Source organism: Nocardiopsis metallicus (assembly GCF_014201115.1).
GTDB classification, from domain to species: domain Bacteria; phylum Actinomycetota; class Actinomycetes; order Streptosporangiales; family Streptosporangiaceae; genus Nocardiopsis; species Nocardiopsis metallicus.
In genome coordinates, this window is record NZ_JACHDO010000001.1 from 4,700,230 (window position 1) to 4,724,198 (window position 23,969).

Consider the following 23,969-nt stretch of genomic DNA (forward strand, 5'->3'; position numbering starts at 1 on the left):
CCCCAGGATTATCGGGCCGGGCTCACAGGAAGCCGCGCCAGGGGGCCAGGACGATCTCGCTGAACTTGGCCATGAACGGACGCCCGCGCCACTCCTGTTCGGTGAGTTCGCGGGCGTTGGTGAGGTCGGTCTCGAAGACCTTCTCCAGGTGCCGGGCCACGTCCTCGTCGAAGATCTCCACGTTGATCTCGTAGTTGCCGGTGAGGCTGAGCCGGTCCACGTTGGCGGTGCCGATCGTGCTCCACCGGCCGTCGACGGTGGCGGTCTTGGCGTGCACCATGGCGTTCTGGTAGAGCCACAGCCGCACCCCGCCGCGGAGCAGCTCCGAGTAGCGGCCGCGGGCCATCCAGTCGGCCACGACGTGGTTGGAGTTCTCCGGTACGAGTACGTTGACGTCCACGCCCCGGTTCGCGGCCTCGATGAGGACGTTGGCGAGCTCGCGGTCCGGGATGAAGTAGGCCTGGGTGAAGATCACCCGCTCCTTGGCCCGGTCGACGGCCTCCAGGAACATCGCGCGGATCGGGTAGATGATCAGCTCGGGCACGTTGCGGTGGACCCGGATGCGCGAGTCCCACTCGGCCTCCCCGAGCCCCTCAAGCGCGGGCTGGTCCGCGTGCCGGTTGGTGTTCCAGAAGTCCACGAAGGCGTTCTCCAGCTCCCACACCGCGGGGCCGACCACCCTCAGGTGGGTGTCGCGCCACTCGATGGCGTAGGTGGAGCCCACGTTGAAACCGCCGACGAAGCCGACCTCACCGTCCACCGTGAGGATCTTGCGGTGGTCGCGACCGGACTTGCGCACGTTGAGCAGCAGCACTCCGGGGCGGAACGCAGGGTAGCGCAGCACCCGTACCGAGGGCGGGAACTTGAAGAAGGAGCGCGGGACCACGAGGTTGGCGAACCCGTCGTAGATGACATACACCTCGACGCCGCGTTCGGCGGCCTCGATCAGCGCCGACTTGAACTCCTGGCCCACCGCGTCGGACTTGACGATGTACGACTCGAACAGGATGCGGTGGCGGGCGCCCCGGATCGCGTCGAGCATGTCCTCGAAGAGGTCCTCCCCGTAGGTGTAGACCGTGGCTGTGGTCTCCCCGACCGGGATCGAGGCCGGTTCGGTGCGGGGGAAGTTGGCCCGGTGCGGCCGCACCCGCTTGCGCCAGTGGTCGATCCCGATGAGGGTAGCCACCACCGCGACCTGGGTGGCCAGCAGTCCCAGCAGTCCTCGCTTGACCCAGGTGGTGATCGTCGAGCGTCTCAGCATGCGGTCGCCTCCCGAACAGGCCGTCCGCCGCGCTCCGGGAGCGGCGGCCACCCCGGCACAAGGTGGAAGTCCACCGTATCCCGGGGCTCCTCCCGGCCCTCGGCGCGAACCGCGCACCGATCCGAACCCGGTCCGCCCCCGGACTCAGTCCTCCTCGCGCCGCCGCAGTACCAGCAGCTCGGTCGTGGGGCTCTCCCTGCGGCCGCGCACCAGCTTGCGGTCCACCCGGTACAGGAGCGCCCCGGCGAGCCACCCGGTCGGCGCGGTGACCGTGGCGGCCCGCAGGAATCCGCCCCAAGCCTTGCGCCAGGGCAGGGAGGCGTCGACCTGGGCGTTCATCAACATGAGCATGGGGACTCGGCGGACGATGTCGAACCCGGCCTTGTCGGCGAGCGTGGAGATCGTCTCCAGGGTCCGGTTGACCTGGTGTTCGCCGCGCTGTTCGGGCCGCTGGAGGCAGTTCTCGGAGATCACCAGGGTGCCGCCGGGGCGCACCACCCGGCCGAGGCTGCGGAAGGCCGCCGCGTACCTGTCGTCGTCGGTGATGTGGAAGAGCACGTCCATGCAGGAGGCCGCGTCGAAACCGGCGTCCTCGAAGGCGTCCAGCTCGGACACGTCCTGGCGGACGAAGCGGTGGTTCGGGAAGCGTCCGCGCAGGCGTTCGACGGCGGCGTCGGTCATGTCGCAGCCGGTGACGTCCCCGGCGCCGAGGCGTTCCCACAGGCGCACGTAGAAGCCGGTGCCGCTGCCCGCGTCGAGCACGCTGGCGCCCCGGAGGTCCAGCTGGCCGACCTCGCGGAGGAAGACCTCCTCCCGCACCCGGTACATCCAGCTGTTGAAGGGCCGCCCGAGGGCCCGGTAGCCGACACCGCTCTCGGTCCAGTCGCCTTCGAGCCGGTGCTCCCAGAAGTCACGGAGTTCACTGTGCGTAGCCATGCGACCACTTTCACATCGCGCCACCCCGATGTCCTGCCGCACCGCCGAACCACCCGGTTTCCCCGCATGCGGACAACCCCGGAACCGCCCTTGCGAGGTGCTGGAACGAAAGGGCCCCTCTCCCCCGAAGGCAGTCCCCTCCCTTTCCCGAGAGCTCCTTCCCGCGCCCCTGCCCGAACACCTCACCCTGCCGTACCGGGGCCCGCTGGCCAGCTGTGGCCGCCGTATCGGCTACGTGCGCCTGGAGGGCCTGGACCCGTACGACGTCTTCCGCGGCGGCGTGGTCGGACGCGTTCCGGCCGTCACGCACCGGACAGGTGAGGTCAAGGTAGCGGGAAAACCCCTTCAAAACCGTCACTGCGAAACGCCATAATTCGCCCTATGGTCCTTCCTCGCGTCATCGCCACCGACCTCGACGGAACCCTCCTCAACCAGAGCGGCCAGGTCTCCGCACGCAACCACCGGGCACTGACCGCGGCCGTGGAGGCGGGGATCAAGGTGGTCATCGTGACCGCCCGTCCACCGCGCGCCACCGAGGCCTTCGCCGCGATGTTGGACTGGGCCGCCGTGGTCTGCGGGAACGGAGCCCACACCCAGCTGCCCGGGGTGGCCGACCCACTGGTGCGGGCGATCGACCGGGACACCTCCGGCACGATCGTCGAGAAACTGCGGGGCGCGCTGCCGGAGGTGGGTTTCGGGGTGGAGACGGGCACGGAGTTCTACCACGACGCCGACTACCACCTGGAACCGTGGGTGCCGCGGGAGTGGGTGAGCGGGGTGCTGGACGACACCGACGCCCTGCTGACGGCGGCGACCCCGGTCACCAAGCTCACCGCCCGGTCCAACGCGTACCCGGTGCACCTGATGTACGAGGCGGCGGTGAGCTCCGTGGGTTCCCTGGCCGAGGCGACCTACTCGGGCGGCGCGGGACTCGTGGAGATCAGCGCGGCCGGGGTGAACAAGGGCAGTACGCTCGCGATGCTCTGTGAGAGCTGGGGCGTGGCCCGCGAGGAGGTGGTCGCCTTCGGGGACATGCCCAACGACCGTTCCGCGCTGACCTGGGCCGGTTCCGGTTACGCGATGAGCAGCGGGCACCCGGAACTGCTCGACCCCGCGCTCGGCCTCAAGGTCGCGCCCTCCAGCTTCGAGGACGGCGTCGGCCGTGTGGTGGAGGGGCTGCTGGAGGGTGCCTGACCGCGCCGATATTGACTGGCTGAGGTGGCTGTGCGGCTTCTACGGTGGCAAGAACCCGTTGTTCCCGAACTCCGAGGACCCGCCGTGCCACACCCCACCCAGCTCGTGTCGTCGCTCGCCGCGCCTGAACGGCTGTCCCTCTACGCCCGGATCGCCTCCGCCGGAGAGGAGGGTGTGGAACGCGCGGAGTTCCGCGGCGCCAGGCCCGCCAAGCGTCTGGCCCGCCTAGTGCGTGACGGCCTGGTCCGCGAGGAGGGTTCGAGGATCGTCGCGGTGACCGAGGTGTTCGCCGAGGCCATGCGCGCGCACAAGGACGAGACCCGGTCGACCGACCCGGTCGACGCGCTGTTCCACGAGGGGCGCCTCACCTCGATGCCCGCCAGGCAGGAGCTGCGCCTGGCCGTCCTCGGCCGTATCACCGAGCGGCTGTTCGCCCCGGAGCTGGAGTACACGGAAAGGCAGGTCAACACGGCCATCCGCACCTGCTTCGACGACCCCTCCGCCCTGCGCCGCTACCTGGTCGAGGAAGGCTTCCTCGACCGTGAGGACGACGGCAGCCGCTACCGCCTGGCCCAACGGTAGTCCCCGAATATCAACGCACCGGCTTGACGAGGCAGAACTCGTTGCCTTCGGGGTCCTGAAGCACCTGGAACGAACCCTGCTCGTCGGTGACCGCGTCCCCCACCGGAAGCCCGCCGCGCTCGACCGCCGCGCGGGTGGTTTCGGCGATGTCCTCGACCAGCACGTCCAGGTGGAGGCGGTTGGGCGCGCTCTTGGCTTCCGGGGTGGGCTGGAACGAGAGTCGGGGCAGTCCGGATGCCCCCTGCAGGACGGCCCAGCCGTCCTCGCGGTCTTGGACGTCCCCGCCGAGGACGAAGGCCCAGAACCGAGCGAGGGCGGGCGGTTCGACGGCGTTGACGACCCACTGGTCGACGCTTCCCAGACTCATGCGGGGACTTTAACAGAGCGGTTCGGGAACGGGCCCCTGGAAACCACTGTCGTGGCAGGGGCCCGTCCTGGGTACCTCCGGAGATGCCGCCGGAACTACGGTCAGCTGGTCAGCAGGGTCAGGCCCCACTGGCTCAGGATCGGGTTGAGCGGCTGGTAGTAGGTGACTCCGCCGCTGGTGCAGTTGCCGGAGCCGCCGGAGGTGACCCCCTGGGCCTGAGTACCGGCCAGCCAGGAACCACCGGAGTCGCCGCCCTCGGCGCAGGCGCTGGTGCGGGTCAGGCCGTTGACGATGTCACCGGAGTAGTTGACGGTCTGGTTCTTGGCCTGGATCACGCCGCAGTGCCAGCCGGTGGTCTGGCCGGAGCGGCACACCGCGGCGCCCACGGGAGCCTCCGCGGATCCGGTGACCGCCACGGTGCCGCCGGAGTAGTCGTCGACCAGGGGCCTGGGGGTGTAGCCCGCGCCCGTTCGGACCCAGGCGCTGTCCTGCCCGGGGAAGACCGATGCGGCGACGGTTCCGGTCTGGACCGTGCCGGGGGCGTTGAGCCAGGTGGACGAGCCCTGCTCACCGCAGTGGCCCGCGGTGACGTAGCCGCCCACCACGCCGAAGCCGACGGAGCAGACGTACCAGCGGCCGTCCGCCTGCTGGAAGTAGTAGGGGTTGCCGCCGACGATGTCGGCGTAGGTCCGCGGTTGGTCCGTGGTCTCCTCGATGACGACGGCGGCGGGGTCGACCCCGGCCGATTCGACGAGCTGTTCGGCGTCGGCCGCCCGTCCCGGGGAGACCTCGACGACGACGGCGTCACTCTCGGGGTCGGCGTACCAGCCGCGCACGCTGTCAGAGGCGCTGTCCTCGGTGGAGTTGAGCGCCTCGACGGCCTCGTCCAACCCGGTCTGGCCGTGTTGGACCAGTTCGGCTCGGGCACCGGCCCCGTGCACGGAGTCGAGGGCGGAGGCGTCCAGGACCTGGACGGTCAGTTCCTGGCTTTCGATGTCGAAGACCGCGCCGCCGAAGTCGGCGCCGAGTTCTTCACGCAGTCCGCTCTCCAGGACTGCGGCTTCCTCCTGGGCTCGGAGGAGGTCGGTGACGCCCGCTTCGCTGAGCCCGAAGGCGCTCTGCATTGCGGTCGCCTGTTCAGGGGAGAGCCCGGCGGGGGTGGTGTCGGCGGTAGCCGCCGTGGTGGGGGCCAGGATGAGGCCGAGGAAGATCGCGGTGGTTCCGGCGATACGTCCGAGGGGGGAACGTGACAACTTCTGCCCTTTCTGAGCGGGGGTGCGAGGCAGACAGCACTGATGCACTTATGCGTGGCTCTCCGGACAAAAAGGAACGGAGGACCATTAACGCCCATATGCGAATGAACGTGTCGCAAAGCTAAAGGAGGCGGCAAACGAGGGCAAAGCCACGCCACTGTCAGTAATGGATCGCGCACTCGACCCAAGCCCCGAGCACGTGGGCCCAAGCGGGGAGGCCGCGAAACACACCTGCACCAAACTTCGCAAAAATGGACGAAATCACCAGCGCAAGGAAATCGCCTTACCGGAGGGAAGTACCACAACGGAAGTAGGGAGAAGTGGCCACTTCAGGCCACTTCTCCCTACTTTGTGTGTCTATCGGCGCTTGGTTCCGGTACTCCGTACCGCCAGGGCGTCAACGTCCCGCGAACCGGGCCGGACGGAGCACATGCGGACCACGGCGGCTAGCTGAGGACCTTGAGGCCCACGACTCCGGCGACGATGGCGATCAGGCACAGTGCCTTGGGCAGGCTGAAGCCCTCGCCCAGGAAGAACACGCCGATCAGCGCCGTGCCGACCACACCGATGGACACCCAGACGGCGTATCCGGTGCCGAGGGGAATGGTGCGCAGGGCGTAGGCCAGACCGGCCATGCTCAGTACGAGGGTGCCGACGAAGGTCACCGACGGCCAGAAGCGGGTGAATCCCTGCGAGGCGTTGAGCGCGGCCGCCCACGCGGTTTCGAGAAGACCGGAGACCACCAGAACGATCCAGGCCATGACCTGTACCTCCAAGACGTGCGAACACTGTTCGCGTCGTCTTGTCTTGACCGGGTACGACGCACCTCGTCCGGGTTCTCAGGTACTCGAAACCTACAACGCCGCCGGGGATCCGTGGCTTCCGGGGCGGGTGGTCAGACCGGTCACTCCTCGGCTCGCCGCTCGACACCGGGCGTTGGGGACAGTAGACCGGTACCAGCATCGGGACATCGGAAGGTGGTGAGCGGGATGGGACGGGTGACCGCTCGGGAGAGGATCCTCCGGATCAGGGAGGGCGTCGAGAGCGAACGGGTGGACACGCTCGTGGTGGAGGAGCCGCTGGAGATCAGGCTGGACGGCACTCCGCTGAGCATCACCATGCGCACCCCGGGGAACGACTTCGACCTCGCCGCCGGGTTCCTGGTCAGTGAGGGCGTGGTGGCCGAGGGACGGGAGGTCGCCGCCATCCGTTACTGCGCCGGGGCCACCGAGGACGGGTCCAACACCTACAACGTGCTCGACGTCTCGCTGGCGCCCGGGGTGCCGCTCCCGGACACCTCACTGGAACGCAGTTTCTACACCTCGTCCTCGTGCGGCCTGTGCGGCAAGGCGAGTCTGGACGCCGTCCGGACCAAGGCGCGCTGGCCGGTAGGCGAGGACGGCCTGCGGATCGACGTGTCCGCACTGACCGAACTCCCGGAGCGGCTGCGCGAATCCCAGCGGGTCTTCGACCGCACCGGCGGCCTGCACGCCGCCGGGCTGTTCACCGCGGGGGGCGAGCTGCTGGCCCTGCGCGAGGACGTGGGCAGGCACAACGCGGTGGACAAACTGATCGGGTGGGCGCTGCTCTCCGACCGGCTACCGCTGCGCGAGACCGTGCTGATGGTGTCCGGACGGGCCTCCTTCGAACTGGTCCAGAAGGCGTGGATGGCGGGTATCCCCATGATGGCCGCCGTCTCGGCGCCCTCCTCGCTCGCCGTGGACCTCGCCGCGGAGGCGGGCATGACGCTGGTCGGCTTCCTGCGCGGCCGCTCCATGAACGTCTACGCGGGTCGGGACCGCATCCTCCTGGACGCTCCGGAGAAGGCTGCCCCGCCGGAGGGGTCGCTGACGGTTCCCCCTGCTCCCTGAGCCCTCGGCCCACTACTTCCCGACCAGCGAACTTCCCGCGTCCCCTCGACGGCCCCGGCGGCCCCCGCCGGGGCCGTCCGCTGCCTGGGACGAAGCCGTGGGAGCGATCCCGGATCAGAATCCGCACCACCGCCCGCCGACCGCTCGTCGTATGAGGAGACCGTTCGTCGCACGGTGGGCGACCGCTCGACGCTCCGCACCCGCGTTCGGCGCGTGCTCCACCGCGCCCCCTGCTCACATCGAGTGTCGCTCCTTACAGTTCCGAGTAATGCAGGTCACACGAATTGGACATATCGCGGAAACCTGCATCCACCGGCAGCACCGTCCCCGCTTCATCCCCCGGAGGAACCGAACCCATGGCAACTGACAAGCGGACGAAAGATCCGACACCACCGGATGGGAACGGCGGCGACGAGCCCATCAAGGATGCGGCCTACGTCGCCATGCACAGCGACCCCAGGTTCATCGAACTCAAGCGACGCCTGTACCGCTTCATCTTCCCGATGAGCCTGGCGTTCATGGCCTGGTACCTGCTCTACGTCCTGATGTCGGCCTTCGGCCGCGACATCATGGGCGTCGACCTCGTCGGCAATGTCAACGTGGCTCTGGTGTTCGGCATCCTGCAGTTCGTGTCCACCTTCGGTATCGCGGTGCTCTACACCAGGTACGCCAACCGCAACTTCGACCAGACCGCCGCAGAGCTGCGTGAGGAGCTCCAGAACGGCGCGAACGCCACGGCCGAGGAGGCGAACCGATGATCCTCGCACAAGAAGCGGTCAGCGACAGCAGCCGCATCGTCACCCTCGTCCTGTTCGGCCTGATGATCGCGGCGACCCTGGGCATCACGGTCTGGGCCAGCCGCAACACCCGTTCGGCCACCGACTTCCACTCCGGCGGCCGCGGGTTCTCCCCGCTCCAGAACGGTCTGGCCATCGGCAGTGACTACATGTCCGCCGCGTCCTTCCTCGGTATCGCGGGCATGATCGCCCTCTTCGGCTACGACGGCTTCCTCTACTCCATCGGCTTCCTCGTCGCCTGGCTGGTGGCACTGCTGCTCGTCGCCGAGCTGCTGCGCAACTCCGGCCGCTACACCATGGGCGACGTGCTCTCCTACCGGATGCAGCAGCGCCCGGTGCGCACCGCCGCCGCGGTCTCGACCGTCGTCGTGTCGATCTTCTACCTGCTGGCCCAGATGGTCGGCGCGGGCGCGCTCATCGCCCTGCTGCTCGGTATCCAGGAGGGGCAGACCTTCCTCGGGATGGACGCACCGACCGCGAAGATCGCCGGTATCGTCGTCGTCGGTCTGCTGATGACCATCTACGTGGCGTTCGGCGGCATGAAGGGCACCACCTGGGTCCAGATCACCAAGGCCGTCATCCTGATGTCCGGTGCCGCTCTGCTCACCCTGCTGACCCTGTCCCTGTACGGGTTCAACCTGGGCGCGCTGATGTCCGACGCGGCCAACGCCAGCCAGGCGGCCGCCGACGGCAACGCGGCCGGGTTCCTCGAGCCGGGACTGCGCTATGGCGTCGAGGTGGCGGGCGACCCGCTCCAGACCATGTGGAACAAGCTGGACCTGATCAGTCTCGGTATGGCGCTGGTACTGGGAACCGCCGGTCTGCCGCACATCCTCATCCGCTTCTACACGGTGCCCAACTCGCAGAGCGCCCGGAAGTCCGTGAACTGGGGCATCGGGCTCATCGGTACCTTCTACCTGATGACGCTGGTCCTGGGCTTCGGTGCCGCCGCCCTGGTCGGGCACGAGGCCATCACGGCCCAGGACGCCGCGGGCAACACGGCCGCACCGCAGCTGGCCTCGGTGGTGGGTGAGCGGATCGGCGGCGAGATGGCCGGCGCGGTCCTGCTGGCACTCATCGCCTCCGCCGCCTTCGCCGCGATCCTGTCGACGGTGGCGGGCCTGGTCATCGCCTCGTCCTCCTCGTTGGCTCACGACTTCTACAACTCGGTGATCCGCAAGGGCCGAGCCACCGGGTCCGAAGAGGTCAAGTTCGCCCGTACCGCGGCCATCGGCGTCGGTGCGGTCGCGATCGGGCTGGCGATCTTCGCGCAGAACCTCAACGTGGCCTTCCTGGTCGCGCTGGCCTTCGCGATCGCTGCCTCGGCCAACCTGCCGACCCTGCTGCTCAGCCTGTTCTGGAAGCGCTTCAACACGGCCGGCGCCCTCGCGGGTATCTACGGCGGTCTGATCAGCGCCGTCGGTCTGGTGTTCTTCTCGCCGGTCGTGTCCGGCTCGGAGAACGCGCTCATGCCCAACGTCGACTTCGCCTGGTTCCCGCTGCCCAACCCGGCCCTGGTGTCGGTGCCGATCAGCCTGCTCTGCGCCGTCGTCGGTACGTACATGTCCAAGGAACGCGACTTCGACAAGTTCGCGATGCTCCAGGTCCGCGCCCTCACCGGCGCGGGCGCGGAGAAGGCGGCCGACCACTAGCACCGCGCTCCGACCAGTAGGGAGACAGGTCACCCGCCTCGGGCGGTCACTCCCCCCGGGCCGCCTCCCCGGCCCGGCGCGACCGCCGACCCGTCTCCCGTCCACAGGGCCCGCCACTTCTCCCGGGGTGGCGGGCCCGCCCTTGCCCTTCCGCACCGGCCCCTGCCCCGACCAGGCCCCTTTCGCAAAGGAGACCGCCGCGACGTGAGCGCCGACACATTTTGCGGGGATAAGATCGTTCCGTGTCTTATCGGTGGCTGTCGTGGCTTTCCCCCTCCCGGCGCCCCACGTCTTCGGAGCGCCGAGCGAGTGTCGAGTTAATGCGCCAGGTCCACGCCCTGGGTGCCGACCTCCGGGACGGTCTGCACGGGCGCGGGGTGCACTCCGCCGCCCGGCGGCTGCGCAAGGTCCTGGCCGTGGACGGGGTGCTCCTCGCCGACCTCGACGGACCGGTCACCTCCCACGGGAGGTGCCCGGAGTCCGCCGAGGTCGAAGAGCTGCTCTCCCAGGTCTTCGAGTACGGCGGCGGCGCCCGCTCCCGCCTGCCCGACGGCTCCTCGGTGTGCGCCGTGCCGCTGACCGTCGCCGACGAGCTCTCCGGTGCCCTGGTGGCCTCGGGCGACCCGGTGGAGGCGGACGTGGAGGCGGCCGCGGCCCTGGTCTCGGACTCCCTGGACCACGCGGCGCTGCGGCGGGCACGCGCCCGGATAGCCGCCGCGGACCTGCGCACCCTGCGCGCGCAGATCTCCCCGCACTTCGTGCACAACGCGCTCGCGGTGATCGCCGCCCTAGTGCGCACCGACCCGGACCGGGCCCGCCAACTGCTGTCGGACTTCGCCGACTACCTGCGGTACGGATTCTCGGACAAGGGCGACTACGCGACGGTCTCCGACGAACTGGAGGCCACCCAGACCTACCTCGAACTCCAGCGGGCCCGCTTCCACGACCGCCTGGACATCACCGTGCGCATGGCTCCCGAGGTGCTGCCGGTGGCCATCCCCTTCCTGGTGGTACAGCCGATCGTGGAGAACGCCATCCGGCACGGGCTGGAGCGCAAGGAGGGGACCGGGCACATCAGTGTGTCCGGCTTCGGCGAGGGTCCGCTGTGCGTGATCGAGATCGAGGACGACGGGGTGGGTATGCCCCCGGACCTGGCCCGCGCCCTGCTGGCGGGCACCGGGCCGGAGTCGCGCAGCGTCGGCCTGGCCAACGTCGACCAGCGGCTGCGGGCGGTCTACGGACCGGAGTACGGTCTGGTGATCGAGACCGCGCTGGGAGAAGGGACGAAGGTGACCGTGCGCGTACCGAGGTTCGCTCCGGGGGTGGTGGTTCGATGAGGCCCGAACTCCGTGTGCTGGTGGTGGAGGACGAGGCCTCCACCCGCCAGGAGATGGCCTCCCTGCTGGGAGACATGCCCGAGGTTGCGGAGGTCCTGGTCGCGGACAACGGCGCCACCGCCGTGCGGCTGCTGGGCACCACCAGCATCGACGCCGCCTTCCTCGACATCCTCATGCCCGGGCTGGACGGCATGGACGTGGCCCGGGTGCTGAGCGTGATGTCCGAGCCGCCGTCGATCGTGTTCGTGACCGCCTCCGAGGCGCACGCCGTGGAGGCCTTCGGGATCGGGGCCGTCGACTACCTGCTCAAACCGATCCGCCCGGAGCGGCTGGCCGAGGCGGTGGGGCGGATCGCCCAGCTGCGCAGGCCCAGCGGTTCGGCCTCCCCGGCCGAGGACCTGCACGTGGTGCAGATCGACACCGGGCGGCGCACGGTGTTCGTCAAGCGCGACGACGTGCAGTTCGTGGAGGCCCAGGGCGACTACGTGCGCCTGCACACCGCCGACGGCACCCACCTGATCCGGCTGTCGCTGTCGTACCTGGAGGAGGTCTGGGCCTCGGCCGGGTTCATCCGGGTGCACCGCGGTTTCCTGATCGCCATCCCGTGGGTGCGGGACCTGCGGGTGACCTCGTCCTCGGGGCTGGTGGCCGGAACGCCCGCCGGTGACGTACCGGTGAGCCGCAGGCACGGCCGCCATCTGCGCGAACAGCTCCTGGAAGCGGCCAAACGGGACCAGCTGGGCCGCTCGGCCCGCCCGCCCGGAACGGCCAAGGAGCAGCCGTGACCGGGGAACGGGGGCGGCCTTGAGCCCGCGCCGGGAGAAGCTGACCAGCCCGCAGACCCGGATCGCCCTGGCCCGGGGCAACCGGCCCGCGCACCACCTGCTGCCGGTCCCCGAACCGGTGGACACCGAGGCGGCGCGGCGGCTCTTCCAGTCCCAGCGGCGCACCGCCGTGCGCACGGTGGTGCTGCTGGCGGTACTGCTCTTCGGGCTGAGCGGGTCCTTCGCGCTCTTCCCGGCCCTGGGCGAGATCCGGCTGGCCGAGGTGCCGGTCTCGTGGCTGCTGCTGACCGTGGGGATCTACCCGGTGCTGTTCGGGCTGGCGCTGTGGCACGTGCGCGCGGCCGAACGCCTGGAGGACGAGGCCGAGGACCGGGCCCCTCATCGCGGCGGCGACCGCGACGACGGCCGAGGCGGCACCACCGACGAACCCCACGGGCCACCATGACCGCGGCCGTACTGGCGATCGGCCTGGTCCTGGTCACCAGCCTGTTCATCGGCGTCTACGGGGTGCGGGCGGCCCGCTCCACCTCCGACTTCCTGGTGGCCTCGCACCAGGTCTCGCCCAACTGGAACGCGCTGGCGATCGCCGGTGAGTACCTGTCGGCCGCCTCGGTCCTGGGCCTGGCCGGGCTACTGCTCAAGAACGGCCTGGGCACCATGTGGTACGCGGTGGGCTTCACCGCGGGCTACGTCGCCGTGGTCGCCCTGGTGGCGGGGCCCATGCGGCGGTCGGGGGCGTTCACCGTGCCCGACTTCGCCGAGTACCGGCTGGGCGCGCCCCGGCTGCGCAAGCTCTGCGGCTGCGTGGTCCTGGTGATCATGCTGCTGTACCTGGTGCCGCAGTTCAAGGGCGCCGGGGTGGTGCTGAGCCTGGTCAGCGGAACCCCCTACTGGGTGGGCGTGCTGCTGGCGGGGCTGGTGGTGAGCGGCTCCATCGCGGCGGGCGGGATGCGCTCGGCCACCTACGTGCAGGCCTTCCACTACCTCATCAAGCTGGCCTTCCTGGCCGTGCCCGCGATCTACCTCGTCGTGCACGCGGGCGCCGACACCCGCGCCGAGGCGCTGCACCCGGAGTGGGGCACCTCCTTCCCCGAGACCACGGCGGTGGAGTTCACCGTGGCCACGGACTTCAGCCTGAACGAGCCGGTGACCGTGGTCACCGCCGAGGGCGAGGAACTGGAACTGGCCGCCGGGGACCACTCGGCGGCTCGGGGCACGGAGTACGTGTTCCCGGAGGGCGCCACCATCCCGCACCCGGCGGGCCTGCCGGAGCTGGGCAGCGAGCGGTGGAGCACCCCGCTGCTGGACGTGGGCGGCTACCCGCTGTTCGAGACCTGGTCGACGCTGCTGGCCATCACGCTCGGCTGTATGGGCCTGCCGCACGTCATCATGCGCTTCCACACCAGTCCGAGCGCGCGGATCGCCCGCCGGGTGGCGGTGGGCGTGATCGCCCTGCTGGGGTTGTTCTACCTCTTCCCCACGGTCTACGGGCTGCTGGGCCGGGTGCTCACCCCGCAGCTGGTGATGCTCCAGGGCACCGACACCGTCGCGGTGGTCCTGCCAGCGCAGGCCGTACCGGGTTCGGCGGGTACGATCCTGACCGCGCTGGTCGCGGCGGGGGCCTTCGGCGCGTTCCTGTCCACGTCCTCCGGGCTGCTGCTGGCCCTGGCCGGCGGCCTGTCCCACGACCTGTTCCAGGGCAGCGTGCCCCGGCTGCGGCTGGCCGTGGCGGTCGGCGCCTGCGTGGCGGTGCTGCTGGCGCTGCCCGCGCAGAGGATCGACATCAACGTGTTGGTGGTGTGGGCGTTCACGGTGGCGGCCTCGACCTTCTGCCCGCTGCTGGTGCTGGGCATCTGGTGGCGGCGCCTCACCCTGCCCGGGGCGGCTGCGGGGCTGATCGTGGGCGGGGTGACCGCCACCGGCGCGGTCGGCTGGTCGATCCTGTTCGCCACCCCCCAGGGATGGCTGACCGTGCTGCTGGCCCAACCCGCCGCCTGGACCATCCCGCTGGCCTTCCTGACGATGGCGGCGGTCTCCCGCCTCACCCGCCCCCCGGAGTGGGCGGAGCACGCGGTACTGCGCCTGCACTCCCCCTGATCCGACCGAGGACCGACCGCTCTCCGCGTAGGACCGGGCCACCCGTGCCCGAGCGCTCGGGGCGCCGCCCACGCGGGACCAAAGGCCTTGGCGCGCCGGCCAACCGGTTGGTAGGTTCACAGCGCCCCAGGCCGAACCCGCCACCGGAAGGACAAAGTGCCGCCCCCCATCTCCCGTCGCGCGCGATTCACGTCCCGGCTCACCGCCACGACCGCTTTGGCCGCCTGCTTCGCACTCTTCCTTCCCGGCACCGCCTTCGCCGAGATGGGCCAGGTCCGCACCGAGACCCGGGAAATCATCATCACCGAGGAGGGTGTCTACGAGGTCGGCGAGGACGTGGAGAGCCTGGAGGCCTTCCTGGAGGAGAACCCCGAGTACGCACCCTCGGTGGAGGACCCCGACGGCTTCAGCACCCTGGCGACCACCTCGCTGCCCCTCACCCACGGCACGCTGACCACGAGCACCACCAACTGCGACAGTGCCACGGTCCGTTACAGCAAGACCAGCGGTTCACGGCTCACCATCCGGTTCTCCGTCGCCCAGGTCGGCCGACTCACCCAGACCGGCGGCATCATGAGCATCGTCGCGGGCCAGTCCCGTAGCTACTCGGTCAGCCTCCGCCCCGTCGGCAACGTTCAGGGCCGCATGTACGTCACCCAGCAGGGCACCACCTTCACGAACAACTACATCAGCTGCCGCTAGCCCCCCCGGCCCGCAACACAGGGGGAGGCGCGAACCGCTCGCCGTCCGTGCCTCCCCGTCTGTTCCTGTTCCGCTCCGTGTCGCCAGTCTCATGGCCGCCGACCGGTTGGGGGGACGCTCTGCTCCGCCGCCTCGGTCACGAGGTGCCGGTGCGGTTCCGGGGGAACACGGACCTGGGACTCCCCCGATTGGGCGCGCTCCACGATCGGCAGTGGTGGCTCCTCACCGGTGGCGACCATGGCCTCCACCGTGTCGGCCGCGAGCTGACGAATACCCTCGAATGCCTCCTAGCTCCCGGAAGCGACCCAGGACAGGGGCGGAAACTCGGCCACGGTCCCGGCATGGGCCTCGCCCTCCGCCGACCACTGGACACCGTAGGCACAGTGTTCCGCACCGTTCACCGTTTCTCGATCGCAGCGAGGACCTGTCTCACCTGGCAGCCCCTCGCCCTTCCACGATCACTGTGAGTATTCACCCGCGGATCCCCTGACCAGGGCATCCTGCAAACCTGGTGCGAGGTACCGCCCTGTCGCCGCGGACCGAGGTAGTGCGCGCACACCTTCGCCGAGTCCGCGAACCGAACCGACAGGCCTGGGAGCGGGTTGATTCCGCGCCTGGGGACCGCACACACCCCCTACGATCACCATGTGAACATTCCACGCCACGAGGAGTCACCGCCCTGCCTTTCGGATCGGCGCCCACCGCCGTTCCGGAACCGGCGTGCGCGCAAGGGGCCTCCGTCCTCTTCGCGGCGGTGGCGGCGAGTGCGCTCGTGCTCGCCTGCGGATCCGCTCCGGCGTTCGCCCGGCAGACGGAACCCAGGGTGGAGGTGGGGCCGTCGGGGGTGTACGTCGATGACGGGGTCAACCGGGTGGACGTCAACCCCGGAGGGACCCGGGTGGACACCCCCGGCGCGCACGTCGACGTCCGACCCAGGTCGCACGTCCTGGTGTGCGCCAACGGGGTTAGGGTGGTCGTGCACGCGGGGCAGGCGCCGAACTGCCCCCAGCCGCCACCGGCACCCCCCGCTCCCGAGCCGCCCGCTCCAGCACCGCCCGTTCCGGAGCCACCGGCCCGGGTGGACCCTGCGCCGCCACAGAGCCGGGAGGCGCCCCCGGCGGCCCCGTTCGAGCCCGCGCCGGTCGAGTCGGCACCCGTCGGGCCCGAAGCCGGCCCCGTGCCCGAACGCGCTCCGGCCGAACCGGAACCAGAGGCCGCCCGGGAGCTGCCCGAGTCCGCCCCGGAGACCTCACCGGCGCCGTCCGAGACCCCGGCCCCCGAGCCGGCCGCCGCCCCCTTGGCCGCCGTGCAGCAGGAACTCCTGGTGGACGCAGCTGTGCCTGCTCCGGCCGAGGCCGCTTCGGCGTTCACCCCGATGCGCACGATGGCGGTCGTCGCGATCGTCGCCGCCGGTACCGCCACCGGAGCGAGCCGCGCGATGGCAGCGCGCACTTCCGAATAGCGCTGCCCCCGCCCGCGGCGCCCGACCCTTCCGTTTTCCGGGGCCGGGGCCTCCGGCCGGGGTCAGGGGCGTTCCAGGGTCAGGTCCGCCCGGTCGAAGCCTGCCACCGTCTCCTCCATCACCTCCGAGTCGTTGGCCAGGACACCGCTGTACGGGTTCCCCATGAAGAACAGCATCACGATGGTGCCGAAGACGAACACCAGGTTCACCCCGGCCCAGAAGTAGGCGGTTCCGGCTCCCGACTTGATCATGGCGAACGGAAGCACCGCGACGACCAGGGCCGACAGCGCCGAAACCGCCAGCAGGGCCGGGGGGATCTGGTTCTCGGCGGCGTCGGCGCGTTGGTTCCGCGCGTCGCTGAGCTTGGTGACCTCCTGGCGGGCGGTCAGCCGGTCCAGGCCGTCTCCGGTGTCGGACACCGACAGGCCCCGCACCGACGCCGCGAGGGCCGCGAGGTCGTCGTCACCGACGCGGCTGAGCTCCCCCTGGGTCTCCATCAGCGGCCAGTCCTCCTCGAGGACCGTCGCCAGGTAGGTGCGCAGGTGGCCGCGCACGGCCTCGCCCTCCTCGCCCGGAAACGCGGTACTGCTCCAGTACAGGGCCTGGGCGGCACCGGCCTCGGCGATCATCTCGTCCTCGGCGGTCTTGTACTCCTCCCAGCCGATGACCACGGACATGGCCGCGGCCACGAGGTACAGCGACAGCACGCAGGGGGCGATGATGACGCCCACAGCTCCGCCGGAGAAGTCGTCGGTGATCCGGAAGCGCCGGGCGGCCAGCACCGCCCCGCCGACCATGGCGGCCAGGACGGCGAGGACGACGAACAGCGTGAACATGAGTTTTCCCAGGTGGTCTCGGCAGGAGGACGGATCATCCTAAGCACGGGACACAGCGCTGTTCCGGGGAAACAGAAAAGCTTCACCGGGCCGTTCCCACGTCCGGTCTGCATCTTTCGGTAGATGTCTTGAACTGCCGGGACACACCTCTCGGCCGAGCCGCCGCGGGAAGTCGAACGGATGACGGCCGCCGCCCCCGGGAGGTTCGGGGTCAGCGGCCGTCCGCACAGGGCCGGGGCAGGACGCGTTTCCCCTCCCGGGCCGGTTCGTCAGTCCTGCACGAACACCGCGACCGTGCGCGGCGGAACCGTCAGGGTGCCGGTGTCCGGATCGAAGGACGAACCCCGCACGACTTCGTCACCGGACTCCGCCTGGACCGGGTGCAGGGCGACGGCACCGCCGGCCAGAGCGTCCACTCCCTGGTCGACGGTGTCCGGGGTCGCGTTGAACACGACCGTTACCGACGACCAGTCGCCGTCCAGGCCCCGGGTGTCCACGTGCATCGTGAGGACGCCGGGCAGCTCGTCGGCTCCGCTGGTCGGGAAGGACACCCGGGCCTGGATCTCCTCGGCCGTACCCAGGGAGAACGCCGGGGTGGACGCCCGCACGCGCATCATCTCGCCGAAGCGCTCACGGCTCTCCTCGATCGCCGCGCAGTCCGCGACCAGCGCCGGATCGGCGAGCAGGGGCCGGGCGTAGTCCCACTTGTCCTCGTTGTCCCAGGCCGGCGGCAGGCCGACGCCGAAGTTGTTGCCCTGGCCGCAGTCCCAGTTCAGCCGGTTGAACCAGTCTCCCGAGTCGTAGGAGTTGCGGTCCAGCGACTTCGAGCGCAACCGTTCGCTGCCCGCGTGCACGAACACCGTGCCCTGACCGAACACCGCCGTGCCCAGGGAGAGCGCCTGCATCCGCACCCGGTCGTCCATCGGGGTGTCCTGGGGCAGCTTGTAGGCGAGCGCGTCGTAGAGGGTCTCGTTGTCGTGCGCGTCCACGTAGGTGACGGCTTCCCCCGGTGCGAGGTTGTACCCGGCGGGGGTTCCGTTGTAGTCCACCTCGCCGCCGGTCACCCGCCGACCGGAGGAGTCCGTGAACCGGTAGTCGCGCAGATTGCCGGTCAGCCCCACCTTGACGAGGTCCTGGTAACCGAGCAGCCGCGCGAGCTGCTCCTCCTCGGTGCCGTTGGCGGGCGAGCCGTTGGGGTCGGTGTACAGACCGGAGCCGAAGCCCTGCGCGCGGGGGTCCTCGTCGAAGGGCCCGCCGCCGCGCACCCCGTCACGGAGCCGGTCGTTGAAGGTGCCGACTCCGGTACCGGCCATGTTGGTCTGCGTGGCCTGTTCGAAGCGGGCGTCGTCAGCGACCTCGCCGAAGTTCCACCCCTCGCCGTAGAGCAGGATCGACGCTCCGTCGACCCCGTCCTCCTCAAGCGTGAGCTCGTCGAGTGCGGCACGCACGTCCAGGATGTTCTGCTTGGGATGGTGGCCCATGAGGTCGAAGCGGAAGCCGTCGACCTTGTGGTCGCGCGCCCAGGTGGTCACGGAGTCCACGACGAGCTTGCCCATCATGAGGTGCTCGGGTGCGGTGTTGGGGCAGCAGGTGGACGTGGCCACGCCGCCGTCGGCCTCCAGGCGGTGGTAGTAGCCGGGCACGATCCGGTCCAGGACCGACTGCTCGTCCTGCCCGGCCTGGTGGGTGTGGTTGTAGACCACGTCCATCACCACGCGCAGCCCGGCGTCATTGAGGGCCGCCACCATCCGGCGGAACTCGGTGAGGCGCGCCGCGCCGTCGGGTTCGGTGGCGTAGGAGCCCTCGGGCACCGTGTAGTGGTACGGGTCGTAGCCCCAGTTGAAGGCGTCCTCGCCGCGGACCTCGGCGATACAGGCTTGCTGCTCCTCGGAGTCGGGGGCGAAGGAGTCCAGGTCGCAAGGGGGTTCGGCACGGTCGGCCGGGTCCTCGGGGACCGAGCCGATGTCGAAGACGGGCAGCAGGTGAACGTAGTCGACTCCGTCATCGGCCAGGTCTGCGAGCTCGCGCATCCCGGTGGAGCCGGACTCGGTGAAGGCCGCGAAGGTGCCGCGCAGTTCGGCTGGCACCGTCGGGTCGGAGACGGAGTGGTCGCGCACGTGCAGTTCGTACACCGCGGCCGCGTGCGAGGGCACGGCCTCGGGTTTGGCCAGCTCGGACCAGCCCTGCGGGGCCAGGTCCGGGTCACTGAGGTCGACCAGGTGGGAACGGGTGGATCCGGTGGCCAGCGAGACGCTGTAGGGGTCGGTGACCCGGTTGTCCACCACGGCCCCGCGGCCCTCGTCCGCGGAGGGGGAGAACACCCGCACGTCGAACGTGTAGTAGCGCCCAGACCAGCTCACCGGGCCCTTGACCGACCACACACCGGTCCGGTGGTCCTGCCGCATGCGTACGGTGCGCGACGTGCCCGTGGTGGGGTCGTCGTAGAGCTCCAGGCTCACGGACTGTGCGGTCGGCGCCCACAGGGACACCGTGGGACGCCCCCGGGAGTCCCAGACCGCACCGAGTTCCGTCTCTGCCGCGGCCGCGTAGACGTCGTCGAGCACGCCGGGGATCTGGACGCCGGTCGCGGCGGTGACGGCGCCCTCCCCGTCACGCTCCACGACGGCGAGCTGCCCGGTGAGGGCCGAGCGCAGCAGTGGAAGGTTGGCCCCTTCGATGGTCAGGGCGGACAGGTCGGCCAGGTGGGGCCAGGCTTCTCGCTGCTCGTCGGTGGGGCCGTCGGGGGCGGGGGCCAGGTCCAGGGCCTGGTGGGTTCCGCCGAGCACGCCCTCGGAGAGGTCGAGGTCCCCCTCGGCGGAGGAGACCAGGGCGTAGGTGTGCTCCGTGTCGGCCTCGGCGGGCCAGAGCACGGTGGTCCGGTCGATCCAGTGGGCGCGCTGCGCGGTGAGGTCCACGCCCACAGTCTGCCCCGCGGATTCGGTGGGGGCCGGGACGGCGGAGGCGCTCGCCGTGGCGCCGAACAGCACGGGGAGCGCGAGGGCCGTGGCGGCGAGGACGGGGACGGCGGCACGTACCGCGTGTGCGGCGGGAGGGGCGCTGTCGGGGCTGCGTCCGGCGCGGGGGCGCTCGGACCGGTGGTACGGGGGTCTCATAGGGGGTGCCCGGTCCTCTCGGAGAAGGAGGTGTCCCCGGCAAGCTAATGAGACCTGACTCACTCCTGCAAGAGTTTCCGTCATTTTTCTGAAAACTTGCGCGCTGGAGGCAGCATGGTGGAGGGCAATCCCGGATCGGCCCTGGAGATACCGACGGCCCGGGGCCCGGACACGGCGAAGGGGGTGCGGCACCGTGGTGCTCGCACCCCCTCGGGTGTCAGCCGTCCCCTTGCGCGGAAAAGGTGGGGACGACCCGAACGGCTACTCCGCCGGAGGTTACTTCTCCAGGCGGTTCAGCAGCGCGTGGTACTCGTCCCAGAGCTCGCTGGGCAGGTCGTCACCGAAGGTCTTGAAGAACTCGGGGACCAGGGCGGCCTCCTGCTTCCAGACGTCGGTGTCCACGTCGAGGACGAACTCCATGTCCTCGGCGGAGATGTCCAGGCCCTCGGTGTCGATGCCGTCCGCGGTCGGCAGGTAGCCGATGGGGGTCTCGACCGCGGTGGCCTCGCCCTCCAGGCGGTCGACGATCCACTTGATGACGCGGCTGTTCTCACCGAAGCCGGGCCACACGATCTGGCCGTCGGCGTTCTTCTTGAACCAGTTGACGTAGAAGATCTTCGGCAGCTTGGTCTCGTCGGCCTGCTTGCCGAGCTTGACCCAGTGGGCGAAGTAGTCGCCCATGTTGTAGCCGCAGAAGGGCAGCATCGCGAACGGGTCCCGACGCAGCTCGCCGACCGAGCCCTCCTGGGCCGCGGTCTTCTCGGAGGACACGTTGGCGCCCAGGTAGACGCCGTGCTGCCAGCTGAAGGACTCCGATACCAGCGGCACCGCGGTGGCGCGGCGGCCGCCGAAGAGGATCGCGGAGATCGGGACGCCCGCGGGGTCCTCCCACTCGTCGGCGATGGTCGGCGCCTGGCCGGCCGGGGTGGTGAAGCGGGAGTTCGGGTGCGCGGCGGGCTCACCGGACTCGGGGGTCCAGGGGCGGCCCTTCCAGTCGGTGAGGTTGGCGGGCGCCTCCTCGGTGAGGCCCTCCCACCAGACGTCGCCGTCCTCGGTGAGCGCGACGTTGGTGAAGATGCTGTTGCCCCAGAGGGTCTCCACCGCGTTGGCGTTGGTCTTGGCGCCGGTGCCGGGGGCGACGCCGAAGAAACCGGCCTCGGGGTTGATGGCGCGCAGCTGGCCGTCGGCGTCGAAGCGCATCCAGGCGATGTCGTCGCCGACGGTCTCGACCTTCCAGCCGGGGATGGTCGGCTGGAGCATGGCCAGGTTGGTCTTGCCGCAGGCGCTCGGGAAGGCGGCGGCGACGTAGTGGGCCTTGCCCGCGGGCGAGGTCACCTTGAGGATGAGCATGTGCTCGGCCAGCCAGCCCTCGTCGCGGGCCATCACCGAGGCGATGCGCAGCGCGTAGCACTTCTTGCCGAGCAGTGCGTTGCCGCCGTAGCCGGAGCCGTAGGACCAGATCTCGCGGGTCTCGGGGAAGTGCGAGATGTACTTGGTGGAGTTGCAGGGCCAGGCGACGTCCTGCTGGCCGGGCTCCAGGGGGGCACCGACGGAGTGGACGGCCTTGACGAACTCGCCGCGCTCCTCGATCAGGCGCAGGGCGGCCGAGCCCATGCGGGCCATGATGCGCATGGAGACGACGACGTAGGCGGAGTCGGTGATCTCGACGCCGAGCTGGGAGATGTCGCCGCCCAGCGGGCCCATGCAGAAGGGCACGACGTACATGGTGCGACCGCGCATGGAGCCCTTGAAGACCTCGCCGAAGGTGGCGCGCATCTCGTCGGGGGCGATCCAGTTGTTGGTGGGACCGGCGTCCTCCTTCCGCTCGGAGCAGATGAAGGTGCGGTCCTCGACCCGGGCGACGTCCGTCGGGTCCGATGTGCAGTAGAAGCTGTTCGGGCGCTTCTCGGGGTTGAGGCGGGTGAAGGTGCCCTGCGCGACGAGCTCGTCGGTCAGGCGGGTCCACTCCTCCTCGGAACCGTCACACCAGACGACCTGGTCCGGCTGGGTGAGCTCCGCGACCTCACGAACCCAGGAGACGAGCTCCTCGTTGTTGGTCGGGGCGGCGCCCACGTCAGTACCCACGTCAGCAGTCACAACGGCTCCTCTTCGAACGACGAGATCCCTCGAATCATGAACGACGAGTGCCGAAACTGACCAATTGGTCTAGGCCAGTGGTCTATACGCGTGCCGCCGAAGAGCCTGATTCCGCTGCACAGCGGGGGATTCAGGTGGTTCACCAACGTGCCGAAACACACCTGGAGAGGGAGTGTTCCACTACTGTTCGGAGCCGCTTTCCCCTGCACCGCAGGCAAGTGCCCCACCAGCCCCAACACGCGGTGCTGTTCGTCACACAACAGTCACAGCGTGCCGGGGCCGGCGGATTAGACCTCTGCCGGGGCACGGGTCAACGCCCTGCGGGTTCGCCAGCGGTTCGGACCGTGCTTCAGGAGTGGTCAGGCCAAGGATTCAGGCCGTCAGCAGTCCTGTCCGCTGTTGATGCACTCGACCATCCGGTCCATGAGGTCGGCCGGCATCACGTTGATGTGGTCGGAGTGGTCCGTGATGGGGGCCCGGCGCTGCTCCGGGAAGCCGTCGAGGGCGAAGTTGGGACCGTCGGGCACCTCGTAGACGAGGGTGTGGCTCAGCTTGGGGACGGCGGTGAAGCCCTCCGCGCAGGAGCCGTCGTCCTCGGGGAAGACGATGTGCGAGCGGTTGTCCTCGCTCTCGAAGTCACGGCCGTTCCAACAGCTGGGGAACTCCAGGATCCGCACGACGTCACGGCCCTGGGGGCAGAGCGGGTACCGGTCGCCGAAGGCCCGGTCCTCGAACCCGGTACAGGTCCACTGGGCGTTGGCGTTGACTCCCTCCGCCGTGGCGGCGCGCGCGTTGCCGGTGAAGAGTTGGAGGAACTCCGGCATCGCCGCCACCGGCCCCCGGGGGTTGCCGACGAACTCGATCCGGACCTGGGAGGGGGTCAGGATCGCGCCGAGGTTGCCGTCGAGCCCGCCACCGGACTGGTCGGCGTCCTCGCCCTCGCGGGTGGTGTCGCGCAGCACCGGCCAAAAGTGCATGGAGCGGTCGCCGTCCGGGCAGGTGGTCTCGCCCTGGAGCAGGATCTGGTTGTTGGCGCCGACGTCCCCGGTGAAGCGCTGGACGTCCTGGTTGCCGACGTAGTCGTGGGTGTGCTGGGCGCCGTGCTCGACCCCGGGGGCGACGATCACGTTCTCGGAGTTGAACAAGCCGTTCTCGTTGCGCCCGCAGTCGACGGTGAAGGTGCCGGTGGAGGCCGCCTCCCCGAACCCGGGCCCGGTGTCGCGCGGGGGCGCCTCCCCGATGTCGGCGAAGTCCTCGGGGAAGGGCCCGATGACCAGCTCGTCCTCGTGCTCGCCGTCTCCGTGACCGCCGTGTTCGTCGCCGTCGTCCGGCGCCTCCTCGGGGCTCTCCTCCGTGCCGTCCTCGGCTCCTTCCTCCGGGTTGCCCCGGTCCTTGTGCTTGCCCTTGTCCTTGCGGTGGTCACCCTCCCAGGCGCCGACCAGGCTGCCGGTGACCAGTTCCCCGTTGGCGGCGGTGGCGATGGCGCCGCCGCCGAGAACGAGGGCCAGTGCGGCCAGAACGGCGGTGATCTTTCGGGAGCGGGGACTCGACCGTCCTCGGGACGGTCGTGTGGGGTGTTCGCGCATGGTTGCGTACGGCTTTCTGTGCGATGGCGACGCGCGGCACC

21 protein-coding genes, 1 pseudogene and 1 riboswitch are annotated in these 23,969 nt (G+C 70.0%); of the genes and pseudogenes, 12 read left to right on the top strand and 10 right to left on the bottom strand.

The genetic code is table 11. The features are described 5' to 3' along the window. Positions 1-22 precede the first annotated feature (22 nt). Positions 23-1,261, bottom strand: coding sequence for a phospholipase D-like domain-containing protein (locus HNR07_RS20455; RefSeq protein ID WP_184366373.1), 1,239 nt, complete (start codon positions 1,259-1,261; stop codon positions 23-25). Between the two features lie 144 nt (positions 1,262-1,405). After that, positions 1,406-2,197, bottom strand: a complete 792-nt coding sequence (locus tag HNR07_RS20460; protein ID WP_184366374.1) for a class I SAM-dependent methyltransferase — start codon at positions 2,195-2,197, stop codon at positions 1,406-1,408. 202 nt (positions 2,198-2,399) lie between these two features. Between HNR07_RS20460 and HNR07_RS35085 the strand changes: the two are divergent. The 3 genes and pseudogenes from HNR07_RS35085 to HNR07_RS20470 all read left to right on the top strand — a co-directional run. Beyond that, positions 2,400-2,570 (top strand): annotated as a pseudogene (locus HNR07_RS35085) (STM4011 family radical SAM protein); the annotation flags it as partial. An 8-nt stretch (positions 2,571-2,578) separates the two neighbouring features. Continuing rightward, the gene (locus HNR07_RS20465) at positions 2,579-3,391 is read left to right on the top strand and encodes an HAD family hydrolase (RefSeq protein WP_184366375.1); all 813 of its coding nucleotides are present in this window, start codon (positions 2,579-2,581) and stop codon (positions 3,389-3,391) included. An 84-nt stretch (positions 3,392-3,475) separates the two neighbouring features. Then, positions 3,476-3,973: a DUF2087 domain-containing protein gene (locus tag HNR07_RS20470; protein ID WP_184366376.1), complete on the top strand. Its 498-nt coding sequence runs from the start codon at positions 3,476-3,478 to the stop codon at positions 3,971-3,973. 10 nt (positions 3,974-3,983) lie between these two features. On the opposite strand, the gene HNR07_RS20475 is transcribed toward HNR07_RS20470, so the two are convergent. The 3 genes from HNR07_RS20475 to HNR07_RS20485 form a co-directional block, all read right to left on the bottom strand. Further along, complete coding sequence (locus HNR07_RS20475) at positions 3,984-4,340, bottom strand: VOC family protein (protein ID WP_184366377.1); 357 nt, start codon at positions 4,338-4,340, stop codon at positions 3,984-3,986. Between the two features lie 101 nt (positions 4,341-4,441). Then, positions 4,442-5,593, bottom strand: coding sequence for a S1 family peptidase (locus tag HNR07_RS20480; protein WP_184366378.1), 1,152 nt, complete (start codon positions 5,591-5,593; stop codon positions 4,442-4,444). A gap of 446 nt (positions 5,594-6,039) precedes the next feature. Then, positions 6,040-6,354: a DMT family transporter gene (locus HNR07_RS20485; protein ID WP_184366379.1), complete on the bottom strand. Its 315-nt coding sequence runs from the start codon at positions 6,352-6,354 to the stop codon at positions 6,040-6,042. 30 nt (positions 6,355-6,384) lie between these two features. Continuing rightward, positions 6,385-6,451: riboswitch (guanidine-III (ykkC-III) riboswitch) on the bottom strand. 131 nt (positions 6,452-6,582) lie between these two features. On the opposite strand from HNR07_RS20485, the gene fdhD reads away from it, so the two are divergent. The 8 genes from fdhD (at position 6,583) to HNR07_RS20525 (ending at position 14,834) form a co-directional block, all read left to right on the top strand. After that, complete coding sequence (gene fdhD / locus HNR07_RS20490; protein ID WP_184366380.1) at positions 6,583-7,464, top strand: formate dehydrogenase accessory sulfurtransferase FdhD; 882 nt, start codon at positions 6,583-6,585, stop codon at positions 7,462-7,464. 356 nt (positions 7,465-7,820) lie between these two features. Next, positions 7,821-8,222: a DUF485 domain-containing protein gene (locus tag HNR07_RS20495; RefSeq protein WP_184366381.1), complete on the top strand. Its 402-nt coding sequence runs from the start codon at positions 7,821-7,823 to the stop codon at positions 8,220-8,222. Continuing rightward, positions 8,219-9,913 (top strand): solute symporter family protein, encoded by a 1,695-nt coding sequence (locus tag HNR07_RS20500; protein WP_184366382.1) that lies wholly within the window; start codon positions 8,219-8,221, stop codon positions 9,911-9,913. The genes HNR07_RS20495 and HNR07_RS20500 overlap by 4 nt, the downstream gene beginning before the upstream one ends. A gap of 320 nt (positions 9,914-10,233) precedes the next feature. Continuing rightward, a complete protein-coding gene (locus HNR07_RS20505; protein ID WP_184366383.1) occupies positions 10,234-11,250 on the top strand; it encodes a sensor histidine kinase in 1,017 nt (338 codons plus the stop codon). Further along, positions 11,247-12,035, top strand: coding sequence for a LytR/AlgR family response regulator transcription factor (locus tag HNR07_RS20510; protein WP_184366384.1), 789 nt, complete (start codon positions 11,247-11,249; stop codon positions 12,033-12,035). Before HNR07_RS20505 ends, HNR07_RS20510 begins: the two co-directional genes overlap by 4 nt. A 19-nt stretch (positions 12,036-12,054) precedes the next feature. Next, positions 12,055-12,480 (top strand): hypothetical protein, encoded by a 426-nt coding sequence (locus tag HNR07_RS20515; protein ID WP_184366385.1) that lies wholly within the window; start codon positions 12,055-12,057, stop codon positions 12,478-12,480. Further along, on the top strand, positions 12,477-14,132 hold the full coding sequence (locus HNR07_RS20520; RefSeq protein ID WP_184366386.1) for a sodium/solute symporter: 1,656 nt from the start codon (positions 12,477-12,479) through the stop codon (positions 14,130-14,132). The genes HNR07_RS20515 and HNR07_RS20520 overlap by 4 nt, the downstream gene beginning before the upstream one ends. A gap of 156 nt (positions 14,133-14,288) precedes the next feature. Next, positions 14,289-14,834: a hypothetical protein gene (locus HNR07_RS20525; RefSeq protein WP_184366387.1), complete on the top strand. Its 546-nt coding sequence runs from the start codon at positions 14,289-14,291 to the stop codon at positions 14,832-14,834. Between the two features lie 89 nt (positions 14,835-14,923). Here the strand turns inward: HNR07_RS20525 and HNR07_RS36140 are convergent, their stop codons facing one another. Continuing rightward, positions 14,924-15,073 (bottom strand): toxin-antitoxin system HicB family antitoxin, encoded by a 150-nt coding sequence (locus HNR07_RS36140; protein WP_376769932.1) that lies wholly within the window; start codon positions 15,071-15,073, stop codon positions 14,924-14,926. A gap of 515 nt (positions 15,074-15,588) precedes the next feature. Here HNR07_RS36140 and HNR07_RS20535 point away from each other — a divergent pair. Further along, entirely contained in the window at positions 15,589-16,296 is a 708-nt protein-coding gene (locus tag HNR07_RS20535; RefSeq protein WP_184366388.1) for a hypothetical protein, read from the top strand. 62 nt (positions 16,297-16,358) lie between these two features. Here HNR07_RS20535 and HNR07_RS20540 read toward each other — a convergent pair whose 3' ends face one another. The 4 genes from HNR07_RS20540 to HNR07_RS20555 form a co-directional block, all read right to left on the bottom strand. Then, positions 16,359-17,132, bottom strand: coding sequence for a bestrophin-like domain (locus HNR07_RS20540; protein WP_184366389.1), 774 nt, complete (start codon positions 17,130-17,132; stop codon positions 16,359-16,361). A gap of 269 nt (positions 17,133-17,401) precedes the next feature. Then, positions 17,402-20,245 (bottom strand): pullulanase-type alpha-1,6-glucosidase, encoded by a 2,844-nt coding sequence (gene pulA, locus HNR07_RS20545; protein WP_184366390.1) that lies wholly within the window; start codon positions 20,243-20,245, stop codon positions 17,402-17,404. Between the two features lie 276 nt (positions 20,246-20,521). Continuing rightward, positions 20,522-22,330, bottom strand: coding sequence for a phosphoenolpyruvate carboxykinase (GTP) (locus HNR07_RS20550; RefSeq protein ID WP_184372398.1), 1,809 nt, complete (start codon positions 22,328-22,330; stop codon positions 20,522-20,524). Between the two features lie 392 nt (positions 22,331-22,722). After that, positions 22,723-23,928, bottom strand: coding sequence for a DUF1996 domain-containing protein (locus HNR07_RS20555; RefSeq protein ID WP_184366391.1), 1,206 nt, complete (start codon positions 23,926-23,928; stop codon positions 22,723-22,725). Positions 23,929-23,969 lie beyond the last annotated feature (41 nt).

Bases quoted from the DNA above. Each gene is read 5' to 3' on its own strand.
- HNR07_RS20455 (WP_184366373.1), bottom strand. From the start codon at position 1,261: ATGCTGAGACGCTCGACGATCACCACCTGGGTCAAGCGAGGACTGCTG.
- HNR07_RS20460 (WP_184366374.1), bottom strand. From the start codon at position 2,197: ATGGCTACGCACAGTGAACTCCGTGACTTCTGGGAGCACCGGCTCGAA.
- HNR07_RS20465 (WP_184366375.1), top strand. From the start codon at position 2,579: ATGGTCCTTCCTCGCGTCATCGCCACCGACCTCGACGGAACCCTCCTC.
- HNR07_RS20475 (WP_184366377.1), bottom strand. From the start codon at position 4,340: ATGAGTCTGGGAAGCGTCGACCAGTGGGTCGTCAACGCCGTCGAACCG.
- HNR07_RS20485 (WP_184366379.1), bottom strand. From the start codon at position 6,354: ATGGCCTGGATCGTTCTGGTGGTCTCCGGTCTTCTCGAAACCGCGTGG.
- fdhD (WP_184366380.1), top strand. From the start codon at position 6,583: ATGGGACGGGTGACCGCTCGGGAGAGGATCCTCCGGATCAGGGAGGGC.
- HNR07_RS20495 (WP_184366381.1), top strand. From the start codon at position 7,821: ATGGCAACTGACAAGCGGACGAAAGATCCGACACCACCGGATGGGAAC.
- HNR07_RS20500 (WP_184366382.1), top strand. From the start codon at position 8,219: ATGATCCTCGCACAAGAAGCGGTCAGCGACAGCAGCCGCATCGTCACC.
- HNR07_RS20505 (WP_184366383.1), top strand. From the start codon at position 10,234: ATGCGCCAGGTCCACGCCCTGGGTGCCGACCTCCGGGACGGTCTGCAC.
- HNR07_RS20510 (WP_184366384.1), top strand. From the start codon at position 11,247: ATGAGGCCCGAACTCCGTGTGCTGGTGGTGGAGGACGAGGCCTCCACC.
- HNR07_RS20520 (WP_184366386.1), top strand. From the start codon at position 12,477: ATGACCGCGGCCGTACTGGCGATCGGCCTGGTCCTGGTCACCAGCCTG.
- HNR07_RS36140 (WP_376769932.1), bottom strand. From the start codon at position 15,073: ATGGTCGCCACCGGTGAGGAGCCACCACTGCCGATCGTGGAGCGCGCC.
- HNR07_RS20540 (WP_184366389.1), bottom strand. From the start codon at position 17,132: ATGTTCACGCTGTTCGTCGTCCTCGCCGTCCTGGCCGCCATGGTCGGC.
- pulA (WP_184366390.1), bottom strand. From the start codon at position 20,245: ATGAGACCCCCGTACCACCGGTCCGAGCGCCCCCGCGCCGGACGCAGC.
- HNR07_RS20555 (WP_184366391.1), bottom strand. From the start codon at position 23,928: ATGCGCGAACACCCCACACGACCGTCCCGAGGACGGTCGAGTCCCCGC.